This window comes from Streptomyces sp. NPDC007189, assembly GCF_040703635.1.
Classification (GTDB): Bacteria; Actinomycetota; Actinomycetes; order Streptomycetales; family Streptomycetaceae; genus Streptomyces.
This window is the reverse complement of sequence record NZ_JBEYEY010000011.1, coordinates 26,909-50,352: the sequence shown is the minus strand read 5'-3', so window position 1 is coordinate 50,352 and position 23,444 is coordinate 26,909. Positions and strand designations below refer to the sequence as shown.

The window sequence follows — 23,444 nt, the reverse complement described above, 5'->3', positions numbered from 1 at the left end:
AGTCGCTGATCGGGCATACTCACTGCGCACGCCACTGGTCAGCCGCTTCCGTGACCCGGAAGAGGGCGCCTTCGGCGATCCGGAACGACCAGGCGGAGCCGCCCCCACCCCACGGGCCACACCGCCGGTGCCCGAAAGAGGGAGGAGACCGTCGCCATGTCCGACCGCGACCCGCAGCCGGTGGAACGTCAGCTGCCGACGGAGGAGGCGCGGGATCTGCTCGCCCTCGTCCGGGACATCGCCCAGCGCGAGATCAGGCCGAAGGCCGCCGAGGAGGAGGACGCGGGACGCTTCCCGCGCGAGGTCTTCACCCTGCTGTCCGAGTCGGGCCTGCTCGGCCTGCCGTACGACTCCGAGCACGGCGGCGGCGACCAGCCGTACGAGGTCTACCTCCAGGTCCTGGAGGAGCTGGCGATGGCCCGGCTCACCGTGGGTCTGGGCGTCAGCGTGCACACGCTCGCCTCCTACGCGCTCGCCACCTACGGCACCAAGCAGCAGCAGGTCGAGCACCTGCCCGCCATGCTCGGCGGCGGTCTGCTCGGCGCCTACTGCCTCTCCGAGCCGTCCTCCGGCTCCGACGCGGCCTCGCTCCGTACGAAGGCCGTGCGCGACGGCGACGACTGGGTGATCAACGGCACCAAGGCCTGGATCACGCACGGCGGCATCGCCGACTTCTACACCGTGATGGCCCGCACCGGCGAGGAGGGCCCGCGCGGGATCACCGCCTTCCTGGTCCCGGGGGACGCGCCCGGGGTGAGCGGTGCGGCGCCGGAGAAGAAGATGGGCCTGAAGGGCTCGCCCACCGCGCAGGTGCACTTCGACGGCGTCCGGATCGGCGACGACCGCCGGATCGGCGAGGAGGGCCAGGGGTTCTTCATCGCCCTGTCCGCCCTCGACTCCGGCCGGCTCGGCATCGCCGCCTGCGCGATCGGGCTCGCCCAGGCCGCACTGGACGAGGCGGTCGCCTACGCCACCCAGCGCCGGCAGTTCGGCCACCCCATCGCCGACTTCCAGGGCCTGCGCTTCATGCTCGCCGACATGGCCACCCAGATCGAGGCGGGCCGCGCCCTGTACCTCGCGGCGGCCCGGCTGCGCGACGCCGGCAAGCCGTTCGCCAAGCAGGCCGCCATGGCCAAGCTGCACTGCACCGACACGGCCATGAAGGTCACCACGGACGCCGTGCAGATACTCGGCGGCTACGGCTACACCGCGGACTTCCCGGCCGAGCGCTACATGCGCGAGGCCAAGGTGCTGCAGATCGTCGAGGGCACCAACCAGATCCAGCGGATGGTCATCGCCCGTCACGTGGCGGGACCCGAAGGTCGCTGAACTGTCCCTCGAGGACCGTCGGGGCCGCCAGCCTGGTCCACTCCGGGTCGTGGCGGCCCGGCAGCGTCCGGCCCCGGTCGGCCCACGTGCGCATGAGATCGCGGTAGATGGGCGGGTCCTGCGGCACGGGCGGCGGAACCGATTCTGCCGGGCGCGGAACGAAGATGCGGCGCTGACGCCCGGTGACCGAGTGCATGGGGGTCATGCCTGGGCAACGCCCGAGCCCCCGGGCAGGTCACCGTCCGGCGGAATCGCGCGTCAGTTCAGCGGCGCCCACTCCCGGTTCCGGCCTGGCCCACCGACGTGCCGTCCGCGGGCAGGCCCGGTTCCGTGGCCGGCGTACATCGGGAGGGGCGACTGTCCCGGCGGCCCGGACACGCCGATCCCGCACCACGGCGGCCTGCGCGCCATGGTGCGGGGCAGGTGCGCAAGGCGGCTCAGGCGGCCTGGCGGCGCATCGCCGGCACGCGCATCGGGCGCGAGCCCGGGCCGCCGACGTGCGAGAAGGGCTGCGTCCGCCAGTTCAGACCCTGGGGGAGCGTCAGCAGCAGGGCGGTGTCCTGCTCCTGCGGCTCGACGGACTCGTCCGCGGGGCGGGCGTCGGCCGCGGCCCGGCCCGTACCGGCGCAGACCGTGAGCCCGAACGGGTTCCACGGCGAGGCGCACAGCGCGTGCTCCGGCAGGACCTGCTCGTCCGCCAGCAGCGCGATCGGCTGGGCGCAGTCCGGGCAGATCACCCGGTACATCTCGAAGGTGTCGTAGGCGTCCAGTTCGTCGTCGTAGGCGTCGGGTTCGACGCCCTCCGGCTCGGGCTCGACGACCGGCTGCTGCCGCTTGGACGCGGATCGACCAGGGCGATGGACACTCTGCATGGGATTCTCCCCCTAAGGCTGGGCCGTTAACGGCGCTGCGGCCTCGACCACAGCAAGCACTTCCCGTCCGCCCTCGGCGGTAATCACGGGAACATCTCGGAGGCCGTCCGTGGCGTGTGGCGTTCGTCACATGCCGCGTGCAGGTGCGTACTGTGGGCGGTTCGCGCCGGTTTTTGTATCGAAGCGGCCATGACCTGCGCTCTCGGCTATCCCAGGAGATCAGGCGCACTGTAGGTTTTGGCGCCATGGAGGAGCTCGACCGACAGATCGTGCAGCTGCTCGTCAAGGACGGGCGGATGAGCTACACAGACCTGGGCAAGGCCACGGGCCTGTCCACGTCGGCCGTGCACCAGCGGGTGCGCCGGCTGGAACAGCGTGGCGTCATCCGCGGCTACGCCGCGGTGGTCGACCCCGAGGCCGTCGGGCTGCCGCTCACCGCGTTCATCTCGGTGAAACCGTTCGACCCCAGCGCCCCCGACGACATCGCGGACCGCCTCGCGGGCGTCCCCGAGATCGAGGCCTGCCACAGCGTCGCGGGCGACGAGAACTACATCCTCAAGGTGCGGGTGGCCACCCCGCACGAACTGGAGGAGCTGCTGGCGCGGCTGCGCAGCCTGGCGGGGGTGTCGACCCGCACGACGGTGGTCCTGTCGACGCCGTACGAGGCCCGGCCGCCCAGGATCTGAGCACCGCACGGCGTGCCGTGCGCGTGCCCCGGGTGCAGCGGGCGCCGGCCGGGGCGGGAAACTGTCGCCATGAGTGACAGCACCGCCGAGCCCCCCAAGACCGTCCTGCTGCGCCGCGGCGAGGTGCACAGCCCCGCGGACCCCTTCGCCACGGCGATGGTGGTGGAACGCGGCCATGTCGCCTGGGTCGGCTCCGAGGGCGCCGCCGACGCCTTCGCCGACGGCGTGGACGAGGTGATCGACCTCGACGGCGCCCTCGTCACGCCCGCCTTCACCGACGCCCATGTGCACATCACCGCCACCGGTCTCGCCCTGACCGGCCTGGACCTGTCCGGCGCCCCCTCCCTGGAGACGGCCCTCGCCCTGGTGCGCGACTTCGCCGCCGCCCGCCCGGACGACCGCGTCCTGCTGGGCCACGGCTGGGACGCCGCCCGCTGGCCCGGCGGCCGCCCGCCGACCCGCGCCGAACTCGACGAGGCCACGGGCGGCCGGCCGCTGTACCTCTCCCGCATCGACGTGCACTCGGCGGTCGTCACCACGGCACTGCTCGACCTGGTGCCCAACATCGCGCCGGCGGACGGCCCGTTGACCGCCGACGCCCACCACGCCGTGCGGGAGGCCGCGCTCGCCGCCGTCACCCCCGCCCAGCGCGCCGAGGCCCAGCGCGCCGCGCTCGCCCACGCGGCCTCGCTCGGCATCGGCTCGGTGCACGAGTGCGGCGGACCGCAGATCTCCTCCGAGGACGACTTCACCGGCCTGCTCAAGCTCGCCGCCGAGACACCCGCCCCCCGGGTCGTCGGCTACTGGGCCGAGCAGAACGCCGACAAGGCACGGGAACTGGGCGCGGCCGGCGCCGCCGGCGACCTCTTCGCCGACGGGGCCCTCGGCTCGCACACCGCCTGTCTGCACGAGCCGTACGCCGACGCCGCCCACACCGGCACCGCCTACCTGGACGCGGACGCCGTCGCGGACCACGTCGTCGCCTGCACCGAGGCGGGACTGCAGGCCGGGTTCCACGCCATCGGCGACGCGGCCGTGACCGCCGTCGTGGCGGGCGTGCGCGCCGCCGCCGAGAAGCTCGGCCTGGCCCGGATCCGGGCCGCCCGCCATCGCGTCGAGCACGCCGAGATGCTCACCCCCGAGACGATCGCCGGCTTCGCCGAGCTGGGCCTGATCGCCTCCGTGCAGCCCGCCTTCGACGCGCTGTGGGGCGGTGACGACGGCATGTACGCCCGCCGTCTCGGCGCCGAACGGGCCCGCACCCTCAACCCCTTCGCGGCCCTGCTGCGCGCCGGGGTGCCGCTCGCCTTCGGCTCCGACAGCCCGGTCACCCCGCTCGACCCGTGGGGCACCGTCCGCGCCGCCGCCTTCCACCGCACGCCCGAGCACCGGGTCTCCGTCCGCGCCGCGTTCACCGCCCACACGCGCGGCGGCTGGCGCGCCGTGGGCCGGGACGACGCGGGCGTGCTGGTGCCGGGCGCGCCCGCCGACTACGCGGTCTGGCGCACCGACGAGCTGGTCGTCCAGGCCCCCGACGACCGGGTGGCCCGCTGGTCGACCGACCCGCGCTCCGGCACGCCCGGCCTGCCCGATCTCACCCCGGGCCGCGCCCTGCCGGTCTGTCTGCGCACGGTGGTCGGCGGGCGGACGGTCTTCGTACGGCCGGGCGAGTGATCTACGGGGGTGGCGCGGCGGCGAGCGGCCGGCGCCGCCCCGCCGCCCCACCTGCGCATCCTCCCCGCCCAGCCCGGCCTCCCGCGCGTTCTGCCAGGTCAGACGGCTGTTGACAGTCGGCGGCCAGGGGCCGGTAGGTTCGTCCGAGTCCACCACCGGACGCCCGACCGGGGAGCGTTCGCGCAACTCGGCGCAGCGCCGCTGGGTCAGGGACGGTGTGCCGCACCGGGGCACCGCCACTGGGAGCCAGGCTCAGCGCCCGCGCCGCCGAGGGAACGCTTCGGCCGGTCGGCAAGGTGTGACCCGGGTGGGGCCCGTGCGCTCAGTAGACAACGGCTTTCGGTCGATCCGCAGCCAGCGGGTCCCAGGTCGGCCCGAAGGGCGCCGGGCCCCCATCCGCAGGGGCCGCGAGGGTACCGAAAAGCGCATTCTTACCCCACTCTTGTGGAATCGACACCCCCATACGAACGACGTGTGCCGTCTTCCCACACGGCGGCCACTATGGTGGACCCCTGCGTACGACCAGAAGGGGCAGCAGTGAACGACGGCGACGGGACCCTCGCGGCCAAGGCCCAGGGGAGGCAGTTCGGTCCGCTCGGCACGGCCTTGGTGATCATTCCGACCTACAACGAGGCGGAGAACATCAAGACCATCGTCGGCCGGGTGCGCAAGGCCGTCCCAGAGGCGCACGTGCTGATCGCGGACGACAACAGCCCCGACGGCACCGGCAAGCTCGCCGACGAACTGGCCGCCGACGACGCCCACGTCCAGGTGATGCACCGCAAGGGCAAGGAGGGCCTCGGCGCCGCCTACCTCGCGGGCTTCCGCTGGGGCATGGAGCGCGACTACGGCGTACTGGTCGAGATGGACGCCGACGGCTCCCACCAGCCCGAGGAGCTGCCCCGGCTGCTCACCGCCCTGAAGAACGCCGACCTGGTGCTCGGCTCGCGCTGGGTGCCCGGCGGCCGCGTGGTGAACTGGCCCAAGTCCCGCGAGTTCATCTCCCGGGGCGGCAGCCTCTACTCCCGGCTCGCCCTCGATCTCCCGCTGCGCGACATCACCGGCGGCTACCGCGCCTTCCGCCGCGAGACCCTCGAGGGCCTCGGCCTGGACCAGGTCGCCTCGCAGGGCTACTGCTTCCAGGTCGACCTGGCGCGCCGCGCGGTCAAGGCCGGCTACCACGTGGTCGAGGTCCCGATCACCTTCGTCGAGCGCGAGCTGGGCGACTCCAAGATGAGCAAGGACATCCTCGTCGAGGCGCTGTGGCGGGTCACCGCCTGGGGCGCGGGCGACCGGTTCGCCCGGCTGACCGGCAAGAACAAGAGCGCCCAGTAGCGTCGCGCCTGCCTGGCCGCTCACCCCTTATCCCGCGCTGAGCCGCCGCCAGGCACACTGGGGAGCATGACGACTGGCGCTCCCACCTCTCCGTACACCGCCCGGCCCCGGCGTTCCCGGTTGCGCAGGTATCTGCCGCTGGGGGTCGCCGCCTGGCTGGTGCTGGAGATCTGGCTGCTGACCCTCATCGCGGGCGTGGCCGGCGGGCTCGCCGTGTTCCTGCTGCTCGTCGCGGGCCTGGTGGCGGGCTCCGCGGTCATCAGGCGGGCGGGCCGGCGCGCCTTCCAGAGCCTGAACGAGGCGCTGCGGCGCGGCGGTTCACCGGAGCGCGGCGGCGGCAACGGCCTGATGATGCTCGGCGGCCTGCTGCTGATGATCCCCGGTGTCCTGTCGGACGCTGCGGGTCTGCTCCTGCTGCTGCCGCCGGTGCAGCGGGCCGTGAGCCGGTACACCGAGAGCGCCCTGGACAAGCGACTGCGCACGGCGGCCCCGGGCAGCCTCGGCGACGCCTTCCAGCAGGTCCGCATCCACCGCCCCGACGGCAAGGTGGTGCCGGGCGAGGTCATCCGCGAGGACCGGCCGGGGCCGGGCGAGCAGCAGTGGCCGCCGCTGTCCCGATGAGCAGGTCCCGGAGGTCCCGCTGAGCAGGTCCCCGGACAGACGAAGACCGCGGGCGCCGTACGCGATTCACGTACGGCGCCCGCGGTCTTCGTATGCGCTGTATCCCGGCCCAGCCCCGCAGGGACTACGCCGACTTCCGGCTGTCCCGGGGGTGAACCGCGATGTTCATCGCTCCCGAGCGCAGAACCGCCAGGCGCTCCTCGAGGACCTCTTCGAGCTCCTCACGGGTGCGCCGCTCCATCAGCATGTCCCAGTGGGTACGCGCGGGCTTGGCCTTCTTCTCCTCAGGGCCGTCGCCGTCGACGAGGAGTGCCTGGGCTCCGCAGACCTTGCACTCCCACTCCGGCGGGATCTCCGCCTCGACCGAGAAGGGCATCTCGAAACGGTGCCCCTTCTCGCATGCGTACTCCACGGCCTGGCGCGGAGCCAGGTCGATACCGCGGTCCGTCTCGTAGCTGGTCACTACGAGGCGCGTACCGCGAAGAGCTCGCTCACTCATGAATCGTGCCTCCCGGGCTTGTCGCCCACAGGACAGGTGTCGCTGTCGTCGTCATCCGGTCAACGTCCGGTCGGCGGTAAAGATTCCCGTTCCGTGTCCCGTTCCGGGTCATGCGTCGCCGTCGTAGCCGCCCCTTGTTGTACCCACCGGCGCCCGGTTTGTCACATCTGCTAGCAGATGTCACCCAGCGTTTCGGCACCTTTGACGCGCAGTAACGGTACGCCTGGCAGGCCAAAGGCGTACACTACCGCCCTTTCGTGTTGAACGCTAAATCGGCGCTAGATCTTCTCCGGAACCGGATTGCCCGCGGCGCCGATCGCCCGCCGCACCGGGACCCGCGCCAGCAGCGCGAAACCGATGACGAAGAACGCCACCAGCGAGATGATCGCGGACCGATAGCTTCCGGTCAGCTGGTAGGTCATGCCGAACAGCAGCGGTCCCAGCCAGCTCATCCCGCGGTCGCTCAGCTCGTACGCCGAGAAGTACTCCGCCTCCTTGCCGGGCGGCACGAGATGGGAGAACAGCGACCGGGACAGCGCCTGGCTGCCGCCGAGGACCAGCCCGATCCCTGCGGCCAGGACGAAGAAGAACACCGGGGCCTTCGCGGGCAGGAAGTAGCCGGCGGCCAGGGTGGCCGTCCACGCCACCAGCGAGCCGAGGATCGTCCGCTGCGCGCCGTACGTCCTCGCCAGCCGTCCCATCGCCAGCGCTCCGGCCACCGCCAGCACCTGCACCAGCAGCACGGCCGTGATCAACGTCGACTGGCCGAGCCCCAGTTCCTGCGAGCCGTAGACGGAGGCCTGGGTGATCACCGTCTGGATGCCGTCGTTGTAGACGAGGTACGCCAGCAGGAAGGACAGCGTCAGCGGATACCGGCGCATCTCCCGGACCGTCGCCGCCAGCTGCCGGAATCCGGGCGCCGCCGAGCGCTCCACGCGCGCGTGCCGGTCGCGCAGCCTGCGCAGCGGTACGAGCGTGAAGGCGCCCCACCACAGGCCCGCCGAGGCCAGGCAGATCCGGACCGCGGCCGTCTCGGTCAGGCCGAAGGAGTCGTGCGCCGAGTACAGGACCAGGTTGGCGACCAGGACCGTGGAGCCCGCGGCGTAGCCGAAGGCCCAGCCCCGTGAGGAGACCGCGTCGCGCTCCTCGGGCGGGGCGATCTGCGGCAGATAGGAGTTGTAGAGCATCATCCCGACGGACTGCGCCGCGTTCGCCACCACCAGGAGCAGCCCGCCGAGCAGATACCGGTCGCCGTCGAGGAAGAACATGCCCGTGGTCGCGGCCGCGCCGGTGTACGCCGCCGCCGCGAGCAGCGGTTTCTTGCGGCCCGTACGGTCGGCCAGGCTGCCCACGAGCGGCATCACCACGACCGCGAGGATCACCGACAGCGACACCGAGTAGGCGAAGAAGGAGCCCGCCCGCACCGGGACGCCCAGGGGATGCACATAGCCGTCGGCGTCCGCGGCCCGCTCGGCGACCGCCGTCAGGTACGGCCCGAGGAACACCGTCACCACGCTCGTCGAATAGACCGAGCAGGCCCAGTCGTAGAAGTACCAGCCGCGCTGCTCGCGCCGGAGGCCGGCGGTGTCGGCCGCCGCCTCCGCACGCACGGTGTCCGTGCCCACCCCTGCCCTCGCTTCCCCGCTCACCTGCTCAGGCGCGAAGGCTCGGGCCGGGCGCCGGCCGGTCAGACCCAGACGCCCCGGTCCTCCATGACCTTGCGCAACGTGTCGATGTGATCGGTCATGATGCCATCGACTCCCAGGTCCAGGAGCCGGTGCATGCGCTGAGGTTCGTTGACCGTCCACACGTGTACCTGCAGCCCGCGCGCGTGGGCGGCGCGGACGAAGCGGTGGTCGACCACCGGGACGCCCGACTGGGTCTCGGGCACCTGCGCGGCGACGGCGGACCGGCGCACGGCGGCCGGCAGCCCCCAGGAGCACAGCCGCAGGTTCAGCACCCCGCGCGTGCCGAACGAGGTGGCCAGCCGCGGCCCGGCCAGCCGCTGGGCCCGCAGCACGCGCGCCTCCGAGAACGAGCCGACGCAGATCCGGTCCCAGGCGCCCATGCGCTCGACGAGGTCGAGGGTGGGGCGCAGGGCGGGCTCCGCCTTGACGTCGACGTTCCAGCGCACCTCGGGGAAGGTCTCCAGCAACTCCTCGAACAGCGGCACCGGTTCACGGCCGGCCACGCGCGCGTGCCGCACCTCCTCCCACGGCAGGTCCGCGATCCGGCCCGCGCCGTCGGTGACGCGGTCCAGCGTCGCGTCGTGGAAGGCGACGAGCCGGCCGTCGGCCGTGACGTGCACGTCGGTCTCCATGTAGCGGTAGCCCATCTCGGCCGCCCGCCGGAACTGCGCCACGGTGTTCTCCAGCCCGTCGGCCGCCCCGCCCCGGTGGGCGAAGGCGATCGGTCCGGGATGGTCGAGGTAGGGGTGGCGCAGGTGCGGGCTGGTGAGGGTCACGAACGCAGTATCGCCCCTTGCGGTGTCGTACCGGCAACGACCGTGCTGCGACCCGGTGCCGGGTGGACGGCGAACCTCCGCAGGAACAGCTGCGCCAGCGGGCCGATGGACACCGCGTACAACACGGTGCCGACGCCGACGGTCCCGCCCAGCAGGAACCCGGTGAGCACCACCGCCACCTCGATACCCGTCCGCAGCAGGCGGATCGAGCGGCCGGTACGCCGGTGCAGCCCCGTCATCAGGCCGTCGCGCGGGCCAGGACCGAAGCTCGCCGCGATGTACAGGCCGGTCGCCGCGCCGTTCAGCACGATCCCCGCGAGCAGCAGCGGGACGCGCACGGTCAGCGTGTGCGGGTCCGGGACGAGCGCGAGCGTGCCGTCCATGGCGAGCCCGACGACGAAGACGTTCGAGACCGTGCCGAGCCCAGGGCGCTGGCGCAGCGGGATCCACAGCAGCAGCACCGCCGCCCCCACGACGATCGACACCACGCCGATGGTCAGCCCGGTCAGCTCGGCGAGGCCCTGATGCAGCACGTTCCAGGGTTCGAGGCCGAGGCCCGCCTCGACGAGCAGGGCGGAACTCGCGCCGTAGAGCGCGAGCCCGGCGTACAGCTGGATCAACCGTCGTCCGAGACGGCGCGGAGTGGACACGACGTACCCCCCTGAGTGGTGGCGTTGGCCTGGTGCATGTCACTCTGTGGCTTGGAAGTAATCGCCATCCATGGCCAATCCGGGGAAGGTGGACTGATCGTCATGGCGCAGTGGACCTCTGCGATGGGCGCCGCACAGCTCGCCCGGCTGCTCAAGTCCCAGCAGGACCGCCCGGCCGGCCCCGGCACCCGCCGTCCACCCGCCTACCGGGCCCTCGCCGACGGCATCCGGCTGCTGGTGCTCGAAGGGCGCGTCCCGGTGGCCGCCCGGCTGCCCGCCGAACGGGAACTGGCCGTCGCCCTGTCCGTGAGCCGCACCACCGTCGCCGCCGCGTACGAGGCACTGCGCACCGAGGGCTTCCTGGAGTCCCGGCGCGGAGCCGGCAGCTGGACCGCCGTGCCGGCCGGCAATCCGCTGCCCGCCCGGGGGCTCGAACCCCTGCCGCCCGAGGCCCTCGGCTCGATGATCGACCTCGGCTGCGCCTCGCTCCCGGCCCCGGAGCCCTGGCTCACCCGCGCCGTGCAGGGCGCCCTGGAGGAACTGCCGCCGTACGCCCACACGCACGGCGACTACCCGGCCGGGCTGCCCGCGCTGCGCGCGATGATCGCCGAGCGGTACACGGCGTGCGGGATCCCCACCATGCCCGAGCAGATCATGGTGACGACCGGTGCGATGGGCGCCATCGACGCGATCTGCCATCTCTTCGCGGGCCGTGGCGAGCGGATCGCCGTGGAGTCCCCCTCCTACGCCAACATCCTGCAGCTGATGCGGGAGGCGGGCGCCCGCCTGGTGCCCGTCGCGATGGCCGAGGGCCTGTCCGGCTGGGACCTGGACCGCTGGCGCCAGGTCCTGCGCGAGGCCGCGCCCCGGCTCGCGTACGTCGTCGCCGACTTCCACAACCCGACCGGCGCGCTCGCCGACGAGGACCAGCGGCGGCGCCTGGTGGACGCGGCGCGCTCGGCCGGCACGGTGCTCGTCGCCGACGAGACGATGACCGAGCTGTGGCTGGACGAGGAGTTCGCGGACGGTGGAATGCCGCGCCGGGTCTGCGCCTTCGACCCGGCCGGCTCGACCGTCATCACGGTCGGCTCGGCCAGCAAGGCGTTCTGGGCGGGCATGCGGATCGGCTGGGTGCGGGCGGCTCCGGACGTCATCCGCAGCCTGGTCGCCGCGCGGGCGTATGCCGATCTCGGTACGCCGGTGCTGGAACAGCTCGCCGTCAACTGGCTGTTCAGCACGGGCGGTTGGGAGCAGGCGGTGGAACTGCGCCGGGCCCAGGCCCGGGAGAACCGGGACGCGCTGGTGGCGGCGATCCGGCGGGAGCTGCCGGCGTGGGAGTTCACCGTGCCGCAGGGCGGTCTGACCCTGTGGGTCCGCGCCGGCGGCCTGTCCGGCTCCCGGCTCGCCGAGGCGGGCGAGCGGACCGGCGTCCGCGTCCCGTCCGGCCCCCGGTTCGGCGTGGACGGCGCCTTCGAGGGCTATCTCCGGCTGCCGTTCACCGTCGGGGGAGCGGTGGCGGAGGAGGCAGCGGTCCGACTGGCGGCAGCGGCCCGCCTGGTGGAGACGGGCGGCACGGGGGGTACGGAGGCACCGCGCACGTTCGTGGCGTGAGGGCCGGGGGCGCTTGATGGCTCGGGGGGCGGGACGGGAGCGTCTGATGGCTCGGGCGGGCGCGGGACGGGAGCGTCTGATGGCCCGGGGCGCGGTGTGCCGGGGTGGCGGCCTCGGGTCGGCCATGGTCGCTCGTGCGGTTCCCCGCGCCCGGCGGTGGCGGAGGAGGCAGCGGTCCGACTGGCGGCAGCGGCCCGCCTGGTGGAGACGGGCGGCACGGGGGGTACGGAGGCACCGCGCACGTTCGTGGCGTGAGGGCCGGGGGCGCTTGATGGCTCGGGGGGCGGGACGGGAGCGTCTGATGGCTCGGGCGGGCGCGGGACGGGAGCGTCTGATGGCCCGGGGCGCGGTGTGCCGGGGTGGCGGCCTCGGGTCGGGCGGGGTCGCTCATGGCGTTCCCCGCGCCCACCGGCATGGTCGCTCATGCCGTTCTCCGCGCCCGCCCCTTACGGGTACGGCTCCCCTCGTAGCCAACGTGCCGCTCGGGGCGGCCCGGATGAGCGCAGGCAGCGCGTCGGCGAGCGGTCCCCGCCCCGACAGCGCGGGGAAATCTACGAGGGCTCCGCCGCCATGACCTCCGTGCTCACCGGTGCCACGTCAACCTCCGGCTTCGTGAGATCCGCCGGCTGAGCCGCCACCGCGGTGGTCCTCGGCGGCAGCAGCTCGAGCACCGCCTGCCGGTCGGCATCGCTGGTCGCGTCGTCGTACGGATCCGGCGTACGCGGCACCTGAAGCCGGTGGACCGGACCGGACCCGAGCCGTGCGTATCCCCGCCCCGGCGGCACGTGCCCGAGCGGCGTGGTGGGCGGCGGGGCGCCCAGCGCCTCCTCCACCTGCCCGGCCGCCACGGGCCCGAGCACGACACGCGCGCGTGTGTGCTGCCGTACCGGCTCGCTCAGGGCGTCCTCGCCGTCGAACTGCTCGGCCACCACCACCGTCACGTTCGCCGCCCGGCCGTGCCGCAGCGGCACCCGCAGCAGCGACTGCGGGTCCTTGCGGCCGTCCGCCATGGCGAGGTGGGCGAAGACGGAGGGGCGGTCCAGCAGGATCCACAGGGGGCGGCGGGCGTCGGCGGGCGGCGGGTCGCCGGCCTGCCGGGCCAGGTTGATGGCGATGAGCCGGCGCTCTGTCTCCTGCGCCGCCCACTCCAGGCTGGCCAGCGCCCCGGGCAGCGCGCACTCCACGGCCAGCACTCCGTCCCGGCCGGTCAGGCACGCGTACTCGCCGGTGCCGCCGCCGTCGACGATCAGGACGTCGCCGAACCGCAGGATCTGCAGGGCGATCGAGCGCAGCAGGGTCGAGGCGCCGCTGCCGGGGTGTCCCAGGGCCAGCAGGTGCGGCTCGGTGGAGCGGATGCCGGTGCGCCAGACGACCGGCGGCACGTCGATCCGTTCCTCTCCGTAGGAGAGGGGGAGCGTGCGGTGGACCTCGCTCGCGTCGGTGAAGCCGAGCACGATCTCGCCGGGCGCGGTCACGAAGTGCTGGGCCGGGATGTCGGCGGGCAGCGGGGGCAGGGCGGTGACGGTGAGCTGGTTGCCCTCCTCGTCCCACGCGAAGCGGTACTCGCGTCCCCGGCCGGCCTTCGCGGTGAGCAGGTGCTCGATCCGCGCCCGCGCCTCGGGCTCGCCGTCCGGGAAGTAAGCGGGGTAGCGGATCACGAGATGGCCGACGCGCCCGGCGTCGTCGAACTCGTGCGAGGCGAACGCCTTCTCCCACGCGCCGCCGTGCGCGTACAGCGGCGCCGGGTCGGCGGGGCTGGAGAAGTAGGGCACCAGAGCGTCGTAGAGCGACTGGAGCCGCTCGGTCCGGGACTCGTCGGGCTCCTCGGAGGCCGACGGGGTGCGCTCGCGACCATGCCAGGCCGCTGCCGCCATCACGGTGACGACGGCGAGCAGCGGCCCGTACGGCACCAGGGACACGGCCAGGACCACGCAGGCCACCAGGAACAGCAGCGGCCCTCGCTTGTCCTTGGGCGTGTCGGCCCATCTGCGCCGCCCGGCCGAGGCCAGCCGGCGCAGCCCGCGCGTCACCGTGATCAGCGGATGGAGCACGTCGGTGGCGCCGTCGGCCGCCGTCCGGGCCAGCTCCCGGCTCCTGGCGAGCTGCGTCCGGGCGATCTGGGCGCTGTCCTTGCTCAGAATGCGGGGGAGAGGGCGCCGGGCCACTGCTGTCTCCTGTCGCTGCGTGAGTGCGTGCGGGTGGGCGGGATGGGCGGACTCAGAACTTGATTCCGCCGAGGAGGCTCGCGAGGCTGTCCCCGCCTGCCTTGATGCTCGGGGCGATGCCCGTGCTCGACAGGTAGAAGCCGAACAGGGCCGAGACGCACGCATGCGAGCCCTTGAGGCCGTCCTTGCGGAAGAACAGGAACACGATGGTGCCGAGCAGGACGACGCCTGACATGGAGAGGATCATTTGTGGCCTCCTGGTGGGGAGAGGGGACAGTCACCCTGAGTTCTTCCAGGATCACAGTATGTATCTATACGATTAAAGGTGCAAACGGGTGAAATTCGGGTAATTTCGCCCAGGTGGCGGAGGCTTCCTGCTTGGCAGGGCAGGCCGGTCGTCTCGGCGGGGGCCATCGGTGATCTTTACCTCGGGCGCATCGGGTCATGTGCCGCACGAGCCAGTACCCTGGCGATTCACCCGTACGGCCGTGCTCCGCTCGCTTGCCGTACGCTCCGTCGAAGTCCCGAAGTCTGCACGAGAGGCGGTCCGCCGATGAGTGAAGCCCCCGACCCCGAGGTCGTGGAGCTGGCGACCAAGATCTTCGACCTGGCCCGGCGGGGCCAGACCGAGGCGCTCGTGGCGTACGTCGACGCCGGCGTTCCGGCCGACCTCACCAACGACCGCGGCGACTCCCTGGTGATGCTCGCCGCCTACCACGGGCACGCCGACGCGGTGCGCGCCCTGCTCGCCCGGGGCGCGGCGGCCGACCAGGTCAACGACCGGGGCCAGACCCCGCTCGCGGGCGCCGTCTTCAAGGGTGAGACGGACGTGATCAAGGCCCTCCTGGAGGGCGGCGCCGACCCTGCCGCGGGCACGCCGTCGGCCGTGGACACCGCCCGCATGTTCGGCAAGACGGAACTCCTGGAGTTGTTCGGCGCGCACTGACGCGCCCGTCCTGACCAGGTACGACACGGAAAACGGGGGAGGCGGTACGGGGCCGCCGGAAATACGGTCGCGGCAGCGCAAAGCGCCGGGTCATCATGACGACGTGATTCACGGACGCGATGGCCGGGCAGGTGTTGCCGCACCGCGCGGGCCGTGATGCGGTCCGCATGGGCCACCGACGAGAGGCAGAGAGAGATGGTCTTCAGCAAGCAAGAGACGGCGGGCGCTCCGACGTTGTGTCACGCGGCCAGGTAACGCGTGTTCCCCGGTTGCGTCGACGCTTGATGTGAGGCTGTTTCCCATGTTCGATCCGGTCATAGCGCCCAGCGGTACGCTGCTCGGCCTGCTCCAGCGGGGCCGCGGCGACGGCACACTGCACGCGCTCACCGCCCCCCGCGCCGAAGCGCTGGCGGCCCTGAACCACTGCGTGCTGCGCGATCCCCGCCACGACTGGCAGGTGGAGAACCGCTCCCTGTACTACGCCCGCCTCTACCTCGACCTGAACGGCGAGCTGGACGCGATCGAGGCCCACCTCTTCGACCCCGAGGACGTCCTCGACACCGACGAGTCCCGCACCGGCCTCGCCTTGGCCGTGCTCGGCCACCTCGCCTCCTACGGCAGGCGGGACGCGCTCGCACTGCTGCGCAGGTACGCCGCCCACGGCGCCAACTGGGCCTGGGCCCTGGACGAGCTGGCCCTGCGCGACGACGACGCCGGCCTGCGGGCCCTCGCCGCGCCCGTCCTGGCCCGCTTCCCGGCCGATCCCGAGGGCGAGGCCGAGCTGGCGGCCGCCGTACGCGACGCCTTCGAGCCGCGGCCCTGGCGGCTGTGGGCCGAGGATCCCCGCCCGTCGATCGCCGCACGCGTGCGTGCCGCGCAGGAGACCGGCTGTTTCGACCGCTGGCAGCGCCAGATGCGGCCCACCGGTCCGCGCCCGGACTGGAGCGTGCGCGCCGTCTTCGAATGGGCCCAGCAAGGACTGGACCGCGGTGCCGCCCTCCATGTGCCCGCCGCCCGCTGCCTGGTCGCCGTGGCCGGCCCCGAGGACCGGCCGGAGATCGTCCAGGCCGCCCGCACCGGCATCGACGGGGCCCGCTGCACGGCGTTGCGCTATCTCGCCGACGGCAACGACCCCGACGCCCTCGACCTGATCGAGGCCGCCGTCGCCGACGGCACGAGCGTCGTCGTCGAGGCCGCCGTCGACGCCTTCGAACGGATGCGCAGTGTCGCCGCCGTCGACCGCGCCCGCCGCTGGGCCCAGCGCCCCGATCCGCTCGGCGCCGCCGCCGGACGCATGCTCGCCTGCCGCGGCGGCGTCCGGGACCGCGACCTCGTCCTCGGCGCCCTGCGCGAGGCCGTACGCGGCGAGGGCCCCGACGCGCCCACGCTGTGGACCCTCGTGGACGGCGCCGGACGCCTCGGCATCGCCTGCGCGGCCCCCGTGCTGCGCCACATCTACCGCGAGACGGCCTCCTCGCACCTGCGCGGCCGCGCCGCCCGCGCCCTGGCCGCCACCGACCCCTCCTTCGCCGCGGGCTTCGCCGTCGAATGCCTGTGGGACTGCGAGGAGACCACTCGCGAACTCGCCGCCCGGCACGCCGAGACCGGTGACGCCCGGGTCGTGGAGCGCCTGCGCCGCCTGGCCGCCGATCCCGCCGAGGAGGCGGAGGTCCAGACGGCGGTGCGCAGCCGCTTCGGACCCGACGCCGCCCTCGGCTGACCCGCGCGCCAACGACCGGGGCGGACGACCGCCCGCCGGATGAACACCGGATGTCGCGCAGGTCAGGCGGTCATGACGGCCGTCTGACCTGCCCGGGTGCACGCTCAACGCTCATGGGACGTTCCCCGCGCGGAAAGATCGACGTTGACGCGGCCACGTCCGGCACGGCGACAACACCCGTATGCGTGTCGTCATCGTGACCGAATCCTTTCCCCCCGATGTGAACGGCGTGGCCCACTGCGCGCTCCAGACCGCCCGGCACCTCGTAGATCGCGGTCACCATCCGCTCGTCGTCGCCCCCGCCCCCGCTCCGGGCAGCGGACCGGACACGGACGCCCCGTGCCCGGTCGTCCGGGTCCCCTCCCTCCCGCTCCCCGGCTACCCCCAGGTCCGCGTCGCCCTGCCCAGCAGGCGGCTCGCCGCCGCGCTCGTCCAGCACCGCGCCGACCTGGTCCATCTCGCCAGCCCCTTCGTCCTCGGCGTGCGCGGCATGGCCGCCGCCGCCCGGCTCGGCATCCCCGCCGTCGCCGTCTACCAGACCGACCTCGCCGGATACGCCCGCACCTACATGGGCGCCGGCGAGGCCGCCGCATGGCGGCGCATCCGCTCCGTGCACGCCGCCGCCGACCGCACACTCGCCCCCTCCAGCGCCTCCCTCGGCGACCTCGAGGCGCACGGCGTGCCCCGGGTGCGGCTCTGGCCCCGCGGCGTGGACACCGAACGTTTCCGGCCAGATCTGCGGGACGAGGCGCTGCGCCGCGAACTCGCTCCGAACGGCGAGTTGATCGTCGGCTACGTCGGCCGGCTCGCCCCCGAGAAACACGTCGAACTCCTCGCCGGCGCCTGCGCCTTGGAGGGCGTCAAGGTGGTGGTCGTCGGCGACGGCCCCAGCCACGCCCACCTCGCCGAGGCGCTGCCCGGCGCCGTCTTCCTCGGCCGCCGCACCGGCGGCGACCTCGCGCGGATCTTCGCCTCGCTGGACGTGTTCGCGCACACCGGCCCCTTCGAGACGTTCTGCCAGACCGTCCAGGAAGCCATGGCCAGCGGGGTGCCGGTCGTCGCACCCGCCGCCGGCGGCCCCCTCGACCTGGTCGCCCACGCCCGCACCGGATACCTGGTCCCGCCGCGCGACGCCGACGCCGTACGGGAAGCCGTCCGCGAACTGGCCGCACACCCGGCGCGGCGCACCGCGTTCGGCGCCGCCGCGCGCACCATGGTCGAGGGCCGCACCTGGGCCGCCGTGGGCGACCAGCTGATCGCCCACTACGACGACGTGCTCGCGGCACGCAGGACGGCGGTGGCGGCATGAGCGGGCAGTCCCTGCGCATCGTCCGGATCGCCAACTTCGTCGCCCCGGCCTCCGGCGGCCTGCGCACCGCCCTGCGCGAACTCGGCAAGGGCTTCAAGGCGGCCGGCCACGAACCCGTCCTGATCGTGCCCGGCGAACGGCACACCGACCGCGACACCGAGCAGGGCCGGGTCATCACTCTGCCCGGTCCGCTGCTGCCCGGCACCGGCGGCTACCGCGTCCTCACCGACAAGCGGCGCGTGGCCGCCCTGCTGGAGGAGCTGGCCCCGGACCGCCTGGAGGTCTCCGACCGGACCACCCTGCGCTGGACCGGCCGCTGGGCACGCCGCGCGCGCGTGCCCGCCGTGATGGTCTCCCACGAGACCGCCGACGGCGTGCTGCGCACCTGGGGCCTGCCCGAGAACCTCGCGCGCCGGGCCGCGGACGCCCTCAACACCCGCACCGCGCACGTCTACTCACGGGTGGTGTGCACCACCGAGTTCGCCGAGCGCGAGTTCGTGCGCATCGGCGCCCGCAACGTCGTACGCGCCCCCCTGGGCGTCGACCTGATGGAACGCCACCCCGCCCTGCGCGACCCGGGCCTGCGCACGCTGCACGCGCGCGGGGACGAGGCGCTGCTCGTGATGTGCTCCCGGCTGTCCGTCGAGAAACGCCCCGGCACTGCCCTGGACGCCCTTCAGGCGCTGATACGGCGCGGGCGGCGGGCGGTGCTCGTGGTGGCCGGGGACGGGCCGCTCAGGGCCCGGCTGGAGCAGCGCGCGCGGGAGCACGGGCTGCCGGTGACGTTCCTCGGGCACGTCTCCGACCGGGCCGCCCTCGGCGCCCTCCAGGCGACCGCGGACATCGCCCTGCAGCCCGGCCCCGCCGAGACCTTCGGGCTCGCCGCGCTGGAGGCCATGGCCTGCGGCACGCCCGTCGTGGCCAGCCGGTCGTCGGCGCTGCCCGAGGTCATCGGCTCGGCCGGGGCCACCGCCGCCGACCGTGGTGAGGCGTTCGCGGACGCCGTGGAACTGCTCCTGGACCGTGCCGAGCCCGCACGCCGGGACGCGGCACGCGCGCGTGCGGAGTGCTTCGGCTGGGGTACGGCCGTAGAGGCGTTCCTCGCGGCCCACGACGCGGAGGTGCTCCGCCCGGCCGGTGTCCGCCGCACCGTTCCGGAGGGCGTGGCATGAGAGCCGTCCGCTTCGTCGCCCTCGGGGACTCCCTGACCGAGGGCGTGGGCGACCCGGTCGGGGAGGACTGGCGGGGCTGGGCGGCGCTCCTGGCCCCCTCGCTCGCCGAGAACCCCGACGCCGCGCGGTTCACCAACCTCGCGGTCAGCGGCGCCCAGACCCGCGACGTGCTGACGCGGCAGACGCCGGCCGCCCTGGAACTCCGTCCCGACCTGGTGTCGGTGGTGATCGGCGTCAACGACACACTGCGCGGCACCTTCGACATCCGGGCGGTGGCCGCCCACCTCGACGGGGTGTACGCGGCCGTCACCCGCCAGGGAGCCACCCTGCTCACCGCCTGCCTGCCCGACCCCGGCGCCATGCTCGGCCTGCCGGGCGCCCTGGCCCGCCCGCTGGCCCGCCGGCAACGGGCCGTCAACACGGTCGTCCACGCGCTGTCCGAGCGCTACGGTGCCGTCCACCTGCACGCCGCGGACGGCGCCTGGATCAGCGACCGGGCCCTGTGGAGCGCCGACCGGCTGCATCCGGGCGAGCGCGGGCACCGCCAACTCGCCGTCCGCTTCCACGCCCTGCTCGCCGAGGCGGGCCACGCGACGGGACAACCGCCGTCCCCCGAACCGGAGTTCCCCGCGCCGACCCGGGCGGCGAGCCTGCTGTGGCTGGCCACGGCCGGCACCGCCTGGTTGGTCCGGCGCTCCCAGGACCTGCTGCCGCACCTGCTGCGCCTGGCCGCCGACGAGGTCCACCACCGGGCCCGCGGCACCAGCGCCCACCTCGACCTGCACGCCACGGCCGCGGTCTCCGCGGCCCTGGCGGCCCTGGCGGAGGGCACGGCCGTGGACGCCGAGGCTCAGCGGCGCGGGCCGTTGGTGGGGGTGGGGTCACCCAAACTCTGACGGTTTCGGTGCTTGCCGGGCTGGTGCGGCCTAGCGCTCAGCGGCCGTATGGGCTCGGCAAGTCCGGGGTGTACGGCAGCGCGCACCCCGCACGCGTGCGTGGGCCGCGAAACTCGCGGCCGTGTCTCCGCCGCACCGGGGCCGGACCCGGTTTCAGTCGACGCCGACCAGCCGGTACTGCTCGTCGCGGGCGTCGGTCAGGAACATCTGCCCCGGGGCGTGGGTGATGGCGAAGGGCGGCCGGGAGGCCGTCACCGCCGCCTGGGGAGTCACTCCGCAGGCCCAGAACACCGGGATGTCACCGGGTTCGAAGGTCACCGGATCGCCGAAGTCGGGCCGGGCGAGGTCCGCGATGCCGAGCCCCGCCGGGTCCCCGCAGTGCACCGGACCGCCGTGCACTGCGGGCAGCAGGGTGCTCTCCCGGATCGCGGCGCGGAGGTGCTCCGGCGGCACCGGCCGCATCGACACCACCATCGGCCCGCGCAGCCGTCCCGCCGGCCGGCACGCGCGCGTGGTCACGTACATCGGCACGTTGCGGCCCTGCTCGACATGCCGGATCGGCACGCCCGCCCGGGCCAGCGCCCACTCGAAGGTGAAGCTGCACCCGAGCAGGAACGACACCAGGTCGTCCCGCCAGTACGCCCGCACGTCGGTGGGCTCCTCGACCAGATCGCCGTTCCGCCAGACCCGGTAGCGCGGCAGATCCGTACGCAGGTCGGCGCCTTCGGCGAGGACGGTCGACGTGGCGCCGGCGTCCGTGACGTCCAGCACCGGGCACGGCCTGGGGTTGCGCTGGCAGAACACCAGCATGTCGTAGGCCCAGTCGGCCGGCACGGAGATCAGATTGGCCTGCGTGTGGCCCGCCGCGACCCCGGCCGTGGGCCCCGACAGGCCCTCCCGGAAGCGGGCCCGGGCGGTTTTCGGGCTCCACGCGTGCGCGTGCTCGTCGACTGCGATCACGGGGAGGTCCTGGATACGCGGGGTCTGCGTCATGCCGGCTCCTCAAGGAGGTGAGCGGTGCCGTTCCCAGCACGGTAGAGGATTGTTCAACGATCCCTCAATACCCATGTTGTTTCGTTCCGGTACGTGCGATTGAATTCCCGGCATGGCAGAGCAGCTGACGGCACTGGCCGACGACCGTGCGCTCCTGGGGCGTACCAGCACGGCGGAGCGCGTCTCGGACATCCTCCGGACCCGTATCGCCGACGGGTACTTCCCGCCCGGCACCCGGCTGTCCGAGGACGGCATCGGCGGGGCGCTCGGGGTCTCCCGCAACACCCTGCGCGAGGCGTTCCGGCTGCTCACACACGAGCGCCTGCTGGTCCACGAGCTCAACCGCGGCGTCTTCGTGCGCGTCCTGACCGTCGAGGACGTCGAGGACATCTACCGCACGCGCTCGCTGGTCGAGTGCGCCGTCGTACGCGGGCTCGGCCGGCCGCCGTACCCGCTGGACGGGGTGGCCGCGGCGGTCGCCGAGGGGGAGGCGGCGACCGCGGAGCGGGACTGGAAGGCGCTGGGCACCGCGAACATCCACTTCCACCGGGAACTCGTCGCCCTCGCGGGCAGCGAACGCACCGACGAACTGATGCGCAGTGTCTTCGCCGAACTGCGGCTCGCCTTCCACGTCGTCGACGACCCGCGCCGGCTGCACGAGCCCTACCTCGTCCGCAACCGCGAGATCCTGCGGGCGCTTGAGGCAGGGGACAACCGCGAGGCCGAGCGCCTGCTGGAGACCTACCTGGCGGACTCGCTGGAGCGGGTGGTGGAGGTGTACCGCCGCCGGGTCGCCCCGTAAGGGTTGACCTGCGGCTCCGTGGCGGGGCGCGGCCGGCCGCTCCCGGCAGGCCCCCACGAGGCGACCCGCGGCGCCCCGGCCAATCCGGCGGAGCCGCTCGTTTGGGTCGATGTCAGACCCAGGACCTAGTCTGTGCACCGTGACTTCGCCTGCATCGACGGACAGCGTTCCGCCCCAGCTCAGCGCGGGGCCGCGCCCGGCTTTGGGCCCGGCCGCCGACGAGGGGCTGGCGCGGCGGCTGCGCGCGCTCGCCTGCACCGCGCCGCTGCACGACCTCGACGCGCGCAAGGCCAACCTCGCCGGTGAGTACTCGGTGTACGGCATGGCCGAGGTGGCCCTCGCCGCGATCGACCTGGTCACGCTCAACATGGACTTCGACACCGGCGCCGACCACGAGCAGATCGTGGCCCGGCTCGTCCCGCGCATCGCCGCCCAGGCCCCGCACCGGCCGGCCGCCGAGCACGAGCGCGTGGCCCGCTGGGTCCTGGAGAACCTGATCAACGTCGGCAGCGTGGACCGCGGCTTCCGCGCCGTCTACGGCACCTTCGCCCCGGACGGCACCTACGTCCGGCGGGACTACGACTTCAAGCTGATCGAGGAGGTCCCGGGCCCCGGCGGCACGGTCTATCTGCGCACGACGGACGAGGCGGTCAACGTCCTGGTCGGCGCCCTCGACACCGACGTCACCAGCGCCCAGATCGCCGCCGAGGTCAAGCTCGAGGTGCTGATCAGCCGCGGCCGGCTGGCCGACGCCCAGCTCGCCGCCGAGCAGGCCCGCTACCGCACCGTGCAGTACTCGGAGACCCTGCGCCGCGCCCTGGAGGCCACCCGGCGCAACGTCCGCGCGGTGGACTGGCTCAACGCCGTGCCCGACATGATCGCCGAGGCCCTGGACCACGTCGCCGACCGCTACCGCCACGAGAACGCGATCCTCACCAACATCCGCAAGGCCCGCGACGAGACCGAGGACCCCGAGCACAAGCGGCGCGCCGCCGAACTGGTCGACATCGTCAAGGACTGCATCCGGCGCCACACCCAGCTGCAGTCCCGCCTGCTGGAGGCGGGCCCCCTGTTCCGCGCCGAGCAGGACCGGCAGGCCTTCGCCACGCCCGCCACCACGTCCGGGACGGACCTGTACGGCCATCTCCTCGCCCCCCTCCTGCCGTTGCCCCTGCAGCAGGCCATCCGGGTCACGGACGCGTTCTTCGCACACGGCACGGGGTTGCGCACGCCGGTGTCCGTCCGGGTGACGGACCTCGTCGACATACTGCTGACCCCGCCCGTCGAGCGGGAGCACCTGGGCGCGGAGATGCCCGAGCCCGACCTGATCGCCACACCGGACGACAGCCGGTTCAGCGAGGAACAACTGGCCGCCGCCATGGAGCTGCTGGACCTCCCGGCCGACGCTCCGCGCAGACTGTCGGGACTCCTGGCCGAGGCCCGGCGCACCGGCGACCCGGACCTGGCCTACCTGGTGGCCCTGCTGGCCGTCCACGCGGCCAGCCCGGCGGTCGGCACGGCCTACCGGCAGGGCGAGGAGAAGCTGCTGTTCGCCGTGGACGACGGGACCGAGCTGGACGATCCCGAGTTCGGCGGGGCCGATCTGATCGTGGGGACCGCGCTGCTGGACGCGGCGGGGATGGCCGCGGACCGGACCGAAGCAGCATGAGTGAGCACCAACGCGACAAGGAGTCACAGCC

At 73.6% G+C, this 23,444-nt stretch carries 22 protein-coding genes; 13 read left to right on the top strand and 9 right to left on the bottom strand.

What is annotated here, in order from left to right:
• Positions 1-156: 156 nt before the first annotated feature.
• Entirely contained in the window at positions 157-1,329 is a 1,173-nt protein-coding gene (locus AB0950_RS22450) for an acyl-CoA dehydrogenase family protein (protein ID WP_366779289.1), read from the top strand.
• On the opposite strand, the gene AB0950_RS22445 is transcribed toward AB0950_RS22450, so the two are convergent.
• Entirely contained in the window at positions 1,292-1,534 is a 243-nt protein-coding gene (locus AB0950_RS22445; protein ID WP_360157630.1) for a hypothetical protein, read from the bottom strand. The genes AB0950_RS22450 and AB0950_RS22445 overlap by 38 nt on opposite strands.
• A gap of 232 nt (positions 1,535-1,766) precedes the next feature.
• Complete coding sequence (locus AB0950_RS22440; RefSeq protein WP_360157633.1) at positions 1,767-2,201, bottom strand: hypothetical protein; 435 nt, start codon at positions 2,199-2,201, stop codon at positions 1,767-1,769.
• A 245-nt stretch (positions 2,202-2,446) separates the two neighbouring features.
• Between AB0950_RS22440 and AB0950_RS22435 the strand changes: the two genes are divergently transcribed.
• The 4 genes from AB0950_RS22435 (at position 2,447) to fxsA (ending at position 6,517) form a co-directional block, all read left to right on the top strand.
• Positions 2,447-2,887: an Lrp/AsnC family transcriptional regulator gene (locus AB0950_RS22435; protein WP_018548954.1), complete on the top strand. Its 441-nt coding sequence runs from the start codon at positions 2,447-2,449 to the stop codon at positions 2,885-2,887.
• A 69-nt stretch (positions 2,888-2,956) separates the two neighbouring features.
• Entirely contained in the window at positions 2,957-4,561 is a 1,605-nt protein-coding gene (locus tag AB0950_RS22430) for an amidohydrolase (RefSeq protein WP_366779288.1), read from the top strand.
• Positions 4,562-5,098: 537 nt separating this feature from the next.
• Positions 5,099-5,896, top strand: coding sequence for a polyprenol monophosphomannose synthase (locus tag AB0950_RS22425; RefSeq protein ID WP_361984773.1), 798 nt, complete (start codon positions 5,099-5,101; stop codon positions 5,894-5,896).
• A 66-nt stretch (positions 5,897-5,962) separates the two neighbouring features.
• Positions 5,963-6,517 (top strand): FxsA family membrane protein, encoded by a 555-nt coding sequence (gene fxsA / locus AB0950_RS22420; protein WP_366779287.1) that lies wholly within the window; start codon positions 5,963-5,965, stop codon positions 6,515-6,517.
• Between the two features lie 124 nt (positions 6,518-6,641).
• On the opposite strand, the gene AB0950_RS22415 is transcribed toward fxsA, so the two are convergent.
• The 4 genes from AB0950_RS22415 to AB0950_RS22400 form a co-directional block, all read right to left on the bottom strand.
• Entirely contained in the window at positions 6,642-7,016 is a 375-nt protein-coding gene (locus AB0950_RS22415; protein WP_003977404.1) for an RNA polymerase-binding protein RbpA, read from the bottom strand.
• A 278-nt stretch (positions 7,017-7,294) separates the two neighbouring features.
• Entirely contained in the window at positions 7,295-8,641 is a 1,347-nt protein-coding gene (locus AB0950_RS22410) for an MFS transporter (protein WP_360157645.1), read from the bottom strand.
• 62 nt (positions 8,642-8,703) lie between these two features.
• The gene (locus AB0950_RS22405; RefSeq protein WP_360573849.1) at positions 8,704-9,480 is read right to left on the bottom strand and encodes a glycerophosphodiester phosphodiesterase; all 777 of its coding nucleotides are present in this window, start codon (positions 9,478-9,480) and stop codon (positions 8,704-8,706) included.
• A complete protein-coding gene (locus tag AB0950_RS22400) occupies positions 9,477-10,130 on the bottom strand; it encodes a hypothetical protein (RefSeq protein WP_360573847.1) in 654 nt (217 codons plus the stop codon). The genes AB0950_RS22405 and AB0950_RS22400 overlap by 4 nt, the downstream gene beginning before the upstream one ends.
• A 102-nt stretch (positions 10,131-10,232) precedes the next feature.
• Here AB0950_RS22400 and AB0950_RS22395 point away from each other — a divergent pair, with 102 nt between their 5' ends.
• Entirely contained in the window at positions 10,233-11,741 is a 1,509-nt protein-coding gene (locus tag AB0950_RS22395; RefSeq protein ID WP_360573845.1) for a PLP-dependent aminotransferase family protein, read from the top strand.
• A gap of 551 nt (positions 11,742-12,292) precedes the next feature.
• Here AB0950_RS22395 and AB0950_RS22390 read toward each other — a convergent pair.
• Together AB0950_RS22390 and AB0950_RS22385 are read right to left on the bottom strand one after the other, a co-directional pair.
• Positions 12,293-13,906 (bottom strand): hypothetical protein, encoded by a 1,614-nt coding sequence (locus AB0950_RS22390; protein ID WP_360157657.1) that lies wholly within the window; start codon positions 13,904-13,906, stop codon positions 12,293-12,295.
• A 52-nt stretch (positions 13,907-13,958) separates the two neighbouring features.
• Positions 13,959-14,153 (bottom strand): hypothetical protein, encoded by a 195-nt coding sequence (locus AB0950_RS22385; protein ID WP_330341238.1) that lies wholly within the window; start codon positions 14,151-14,153, stop codon positions 13,959-13,961.
• A gap of 306 nt (positions 14,154-14,459) precedes the next feature.
• Between AB0950_RS22385 and AB0950_RS22380 the strand changes: the two genes are divergently transcribed.
• The 5 genes from AB0950_RS22380 (at position 14,460) to AB0950_RS22360 (ending at position 19,949) form a co-directional block, all read left to right on the top strand.
• Entirely contained in the window at positions 14,460-14,852 is a 393-nt protein-coding gene (locus AB0950_RS22380; protein WP_330341239.1) for an ankyrin repeat domain-containing protein, read from the top strand.
• A gap of 301 nt (positions 14,853-15,153) precedes the next feature.
• Positions 15,154-16,572, top strand: coding sequence for a HEAT repeat domain-containing protein (locus AB0950_RS22375; protein WP_360157661.1), 1,419 nt, complete (start codon positions 15,154-15,156; stop codon positions 16,570-16,572).
• A gap of 181 nt (positions 16,573-16,753) precedes the next feature.
• Positions 16,754-17,881 (top strand): glycosyltransferase family 1 protein, encoded by a 1,128-nt coding sequence (locus tag AB0950_RS22370; RefSeq protein WP_360157664.1) that lies wholly within the window; start codon positions 16,754-16,756, stop codon positions 17,879-17,881.
• Positions 17,878-19,053, top strand: a complete 1,176-nt coding sequence (locus tag AB0950_RS22365; RefSeq protein ID WP_360157667.1) for a glycosyltransferase — start codon at positions 17,878-17,880, stop codon at positions 19,051-19,053. Before AB0950_RS22370 ends, AB0950_RS22365 begins: the two co-directional genes overlap by 4 nt.
• The gene (locus AB0950_RS22360) at positions 19,050-19,949 is read left to right on the top strand and encodes an SGNH/GDSL hydrolase family protein (RefSeq protein WP_366779286.1); all 900 of its coding nucleotides are present in this window, start codon (positions 19,050-19,052) and stop codon (positions 19,947-19,949) included. Before AB0950_RS22365 ends, AB0950_RS22360 begins: the two co-directional genes overlap by 4 nt.
• A 153-nt stretch (positions 19,950-20,102) precedes the next feature.
• Here the strand turns inward: AB0950_RS22360 and AB0950_RS22355 are convergent, their stop codons facing one another.
• On the bottom strand, positions 20,103-20,942 hold the full coding sequence (locus AB0950_RS22355) for a putative hydro-lyase (RefSeq protein ID WP_360157673.1): 840 nt from the start codon (positions 20,940-20,942) through the stop codon (positions 20,103-20,105).
• A 112-nt stretch (positions 20,943-21,054) separates the two neighbouring features.
• On the opposite strand from AB0950_RS22355, the gene AB0950_RS22350 reads away from it, so the two are divergent.
• Both AB0950_RS22350 and AB0950_RS22345 read left to right on the top strand, forming a co-directional pair.
• Complete coding sequence (locus tag AB0950_RS22350; protein WP_360573843.1) at positions 21,055-21,744, top strand: GntR family transcriptional regulator; 690 nt, start codon at positions 21,055-21,057, stop codon at positions 21,742-21,744.
• Between the two features lie 139 nt (positions 21,745-21,883).
• Positions 21,884-23,413 carry a hypothetical protein gene (locus AB0950_RS22345; RefSeq protein WP_360157679.1) on the top strand — a complete coding sequence of 510 codons (1,530 nt, stop codon included), beginning with the start codon at positions 21,884-21,886 and terminating at the stop codon, positions 23,411-23,413.
• Positions 23,414-23,444 lie beyond the last annotated feature (31 nt).

Excerpts from the sequence above, each read along its gene's own strand:
- AB0950_RS22380 (WP_330341239.1), top strand. The coding sequence starts at position 14,460 with ATGAGTGAAGCCCCCGACCCCGAGGTCGTGGAGCTGGCGACCAAGATC.
- AB0950_RS22435 (WP_018548954.1), top strand. The coding sequence starts at position 2,447 with ATGGAGGAGCTCGACCGACAGATCGTGCAGCTGCTCGTCAAGGACGGG.
- AB0950_RS22415 (WP_003977404.1), bottom strand. The coding sequence starts at position 7,016 with ATGAGTGAGCGAGCTCTTCGCGGTACGCGCCTCGTAGTGACCAGCTAC.
- AB0950_RS22365 (WP_360157667.1), top strand. The coding sequence starts at position 17,878 with ATGAGCGGGCAGTCCCTGCGCATCGTCCGGATCGCCAACTTCGTCGCC.
- AB0950_RS22355 (WP_360157673.1), bottom strand. The coding sequence starts at position 20,942 with ATGACGCAGACCCCGCGTATCCAGGACCTCCCCGTGATCGCAGTCGAC.
- AB0950_RS22350 (WP_360573843.1), top strand. The coding sequence starts at position 21,055 with ATGGCAGAGCAGCTGACGGCACTGGCCGACGACCGTGCGCTCCTGGGG.
- AB0950_RS22375 (WP_360157661.1), top strand. The coding sequence starts at position 15,154 with ATGTTCGATCCGGTCATAGCGCCCAGCGGTACGCTGCTCGGCCTGCTC.
- AB0950_RS22385 (WP_330341238.1), bottom strand. The coding sequence starts at position 14,153 with ATGATCCTCTCCATGTCAGGCGTCGTCCTGCTCGGCACCATCGTGTTC.
- AB0950_RS22450 (WP_366779289.1), top strand. The coding sequence starts at position 157 with ATGTCCGACCGCGACCCGCAGCCGGTGGAACGTCAGCTGCCGACGGAG.
- AB0950_RS22360 (WP_366779286.1), top strand. The coding sequence starts at position 19,050 with ATGAGAGCCGTCCGCTTCGTCGCCCTCGGGGACTCCCTGACCGAGGGC.
- AB0950_RS22440 (WP_360157633.1), bottom strand. The coding sequence starts at position 2,201 with ATGCAGAGTGTCCATCGCCCTGGTCGATCCGCGTCCAAGCGGCAGCAG.
- AB0950_RS22445 (WP_360157630.1), bottom strand. The coding sequence starts at position 1,534 with ATGACCCCCATGCACTCGGTCACCGGGCGTCAGCGCCGCATCTTCGTT.
- AB0950_RS22430 (WP_366779288.1), top strand. The coding sequence starts at position 2,957 with ATGAGTGACAGCACCGCCGAGCCCCCCAAGACCGTCCTGCTGCGCCGC.
- AB0950_RS22395 (WP_360573845.1), top strand. The coding sequence starts at position 10,233 with ATGGCGCAGTGGACCTCTGCGATGGGCGCCGCACAGCTCGCCCGGCTG.
- fxsA (WP_366779287.1), top strand. The coding sequence starts at position 5,963 with ATGACGACTGGCGCTCCCACCTCTCCGTACACCGCCCGGCCCCGGCGT.
- AB0950_RS22370 (WP_360157664.1), top strand. The coding sequence starts at position 16,754 with ATGCGTGTCGTCATCGTGACCGAATCCTTTCCCCCCGATGTGAACGGC.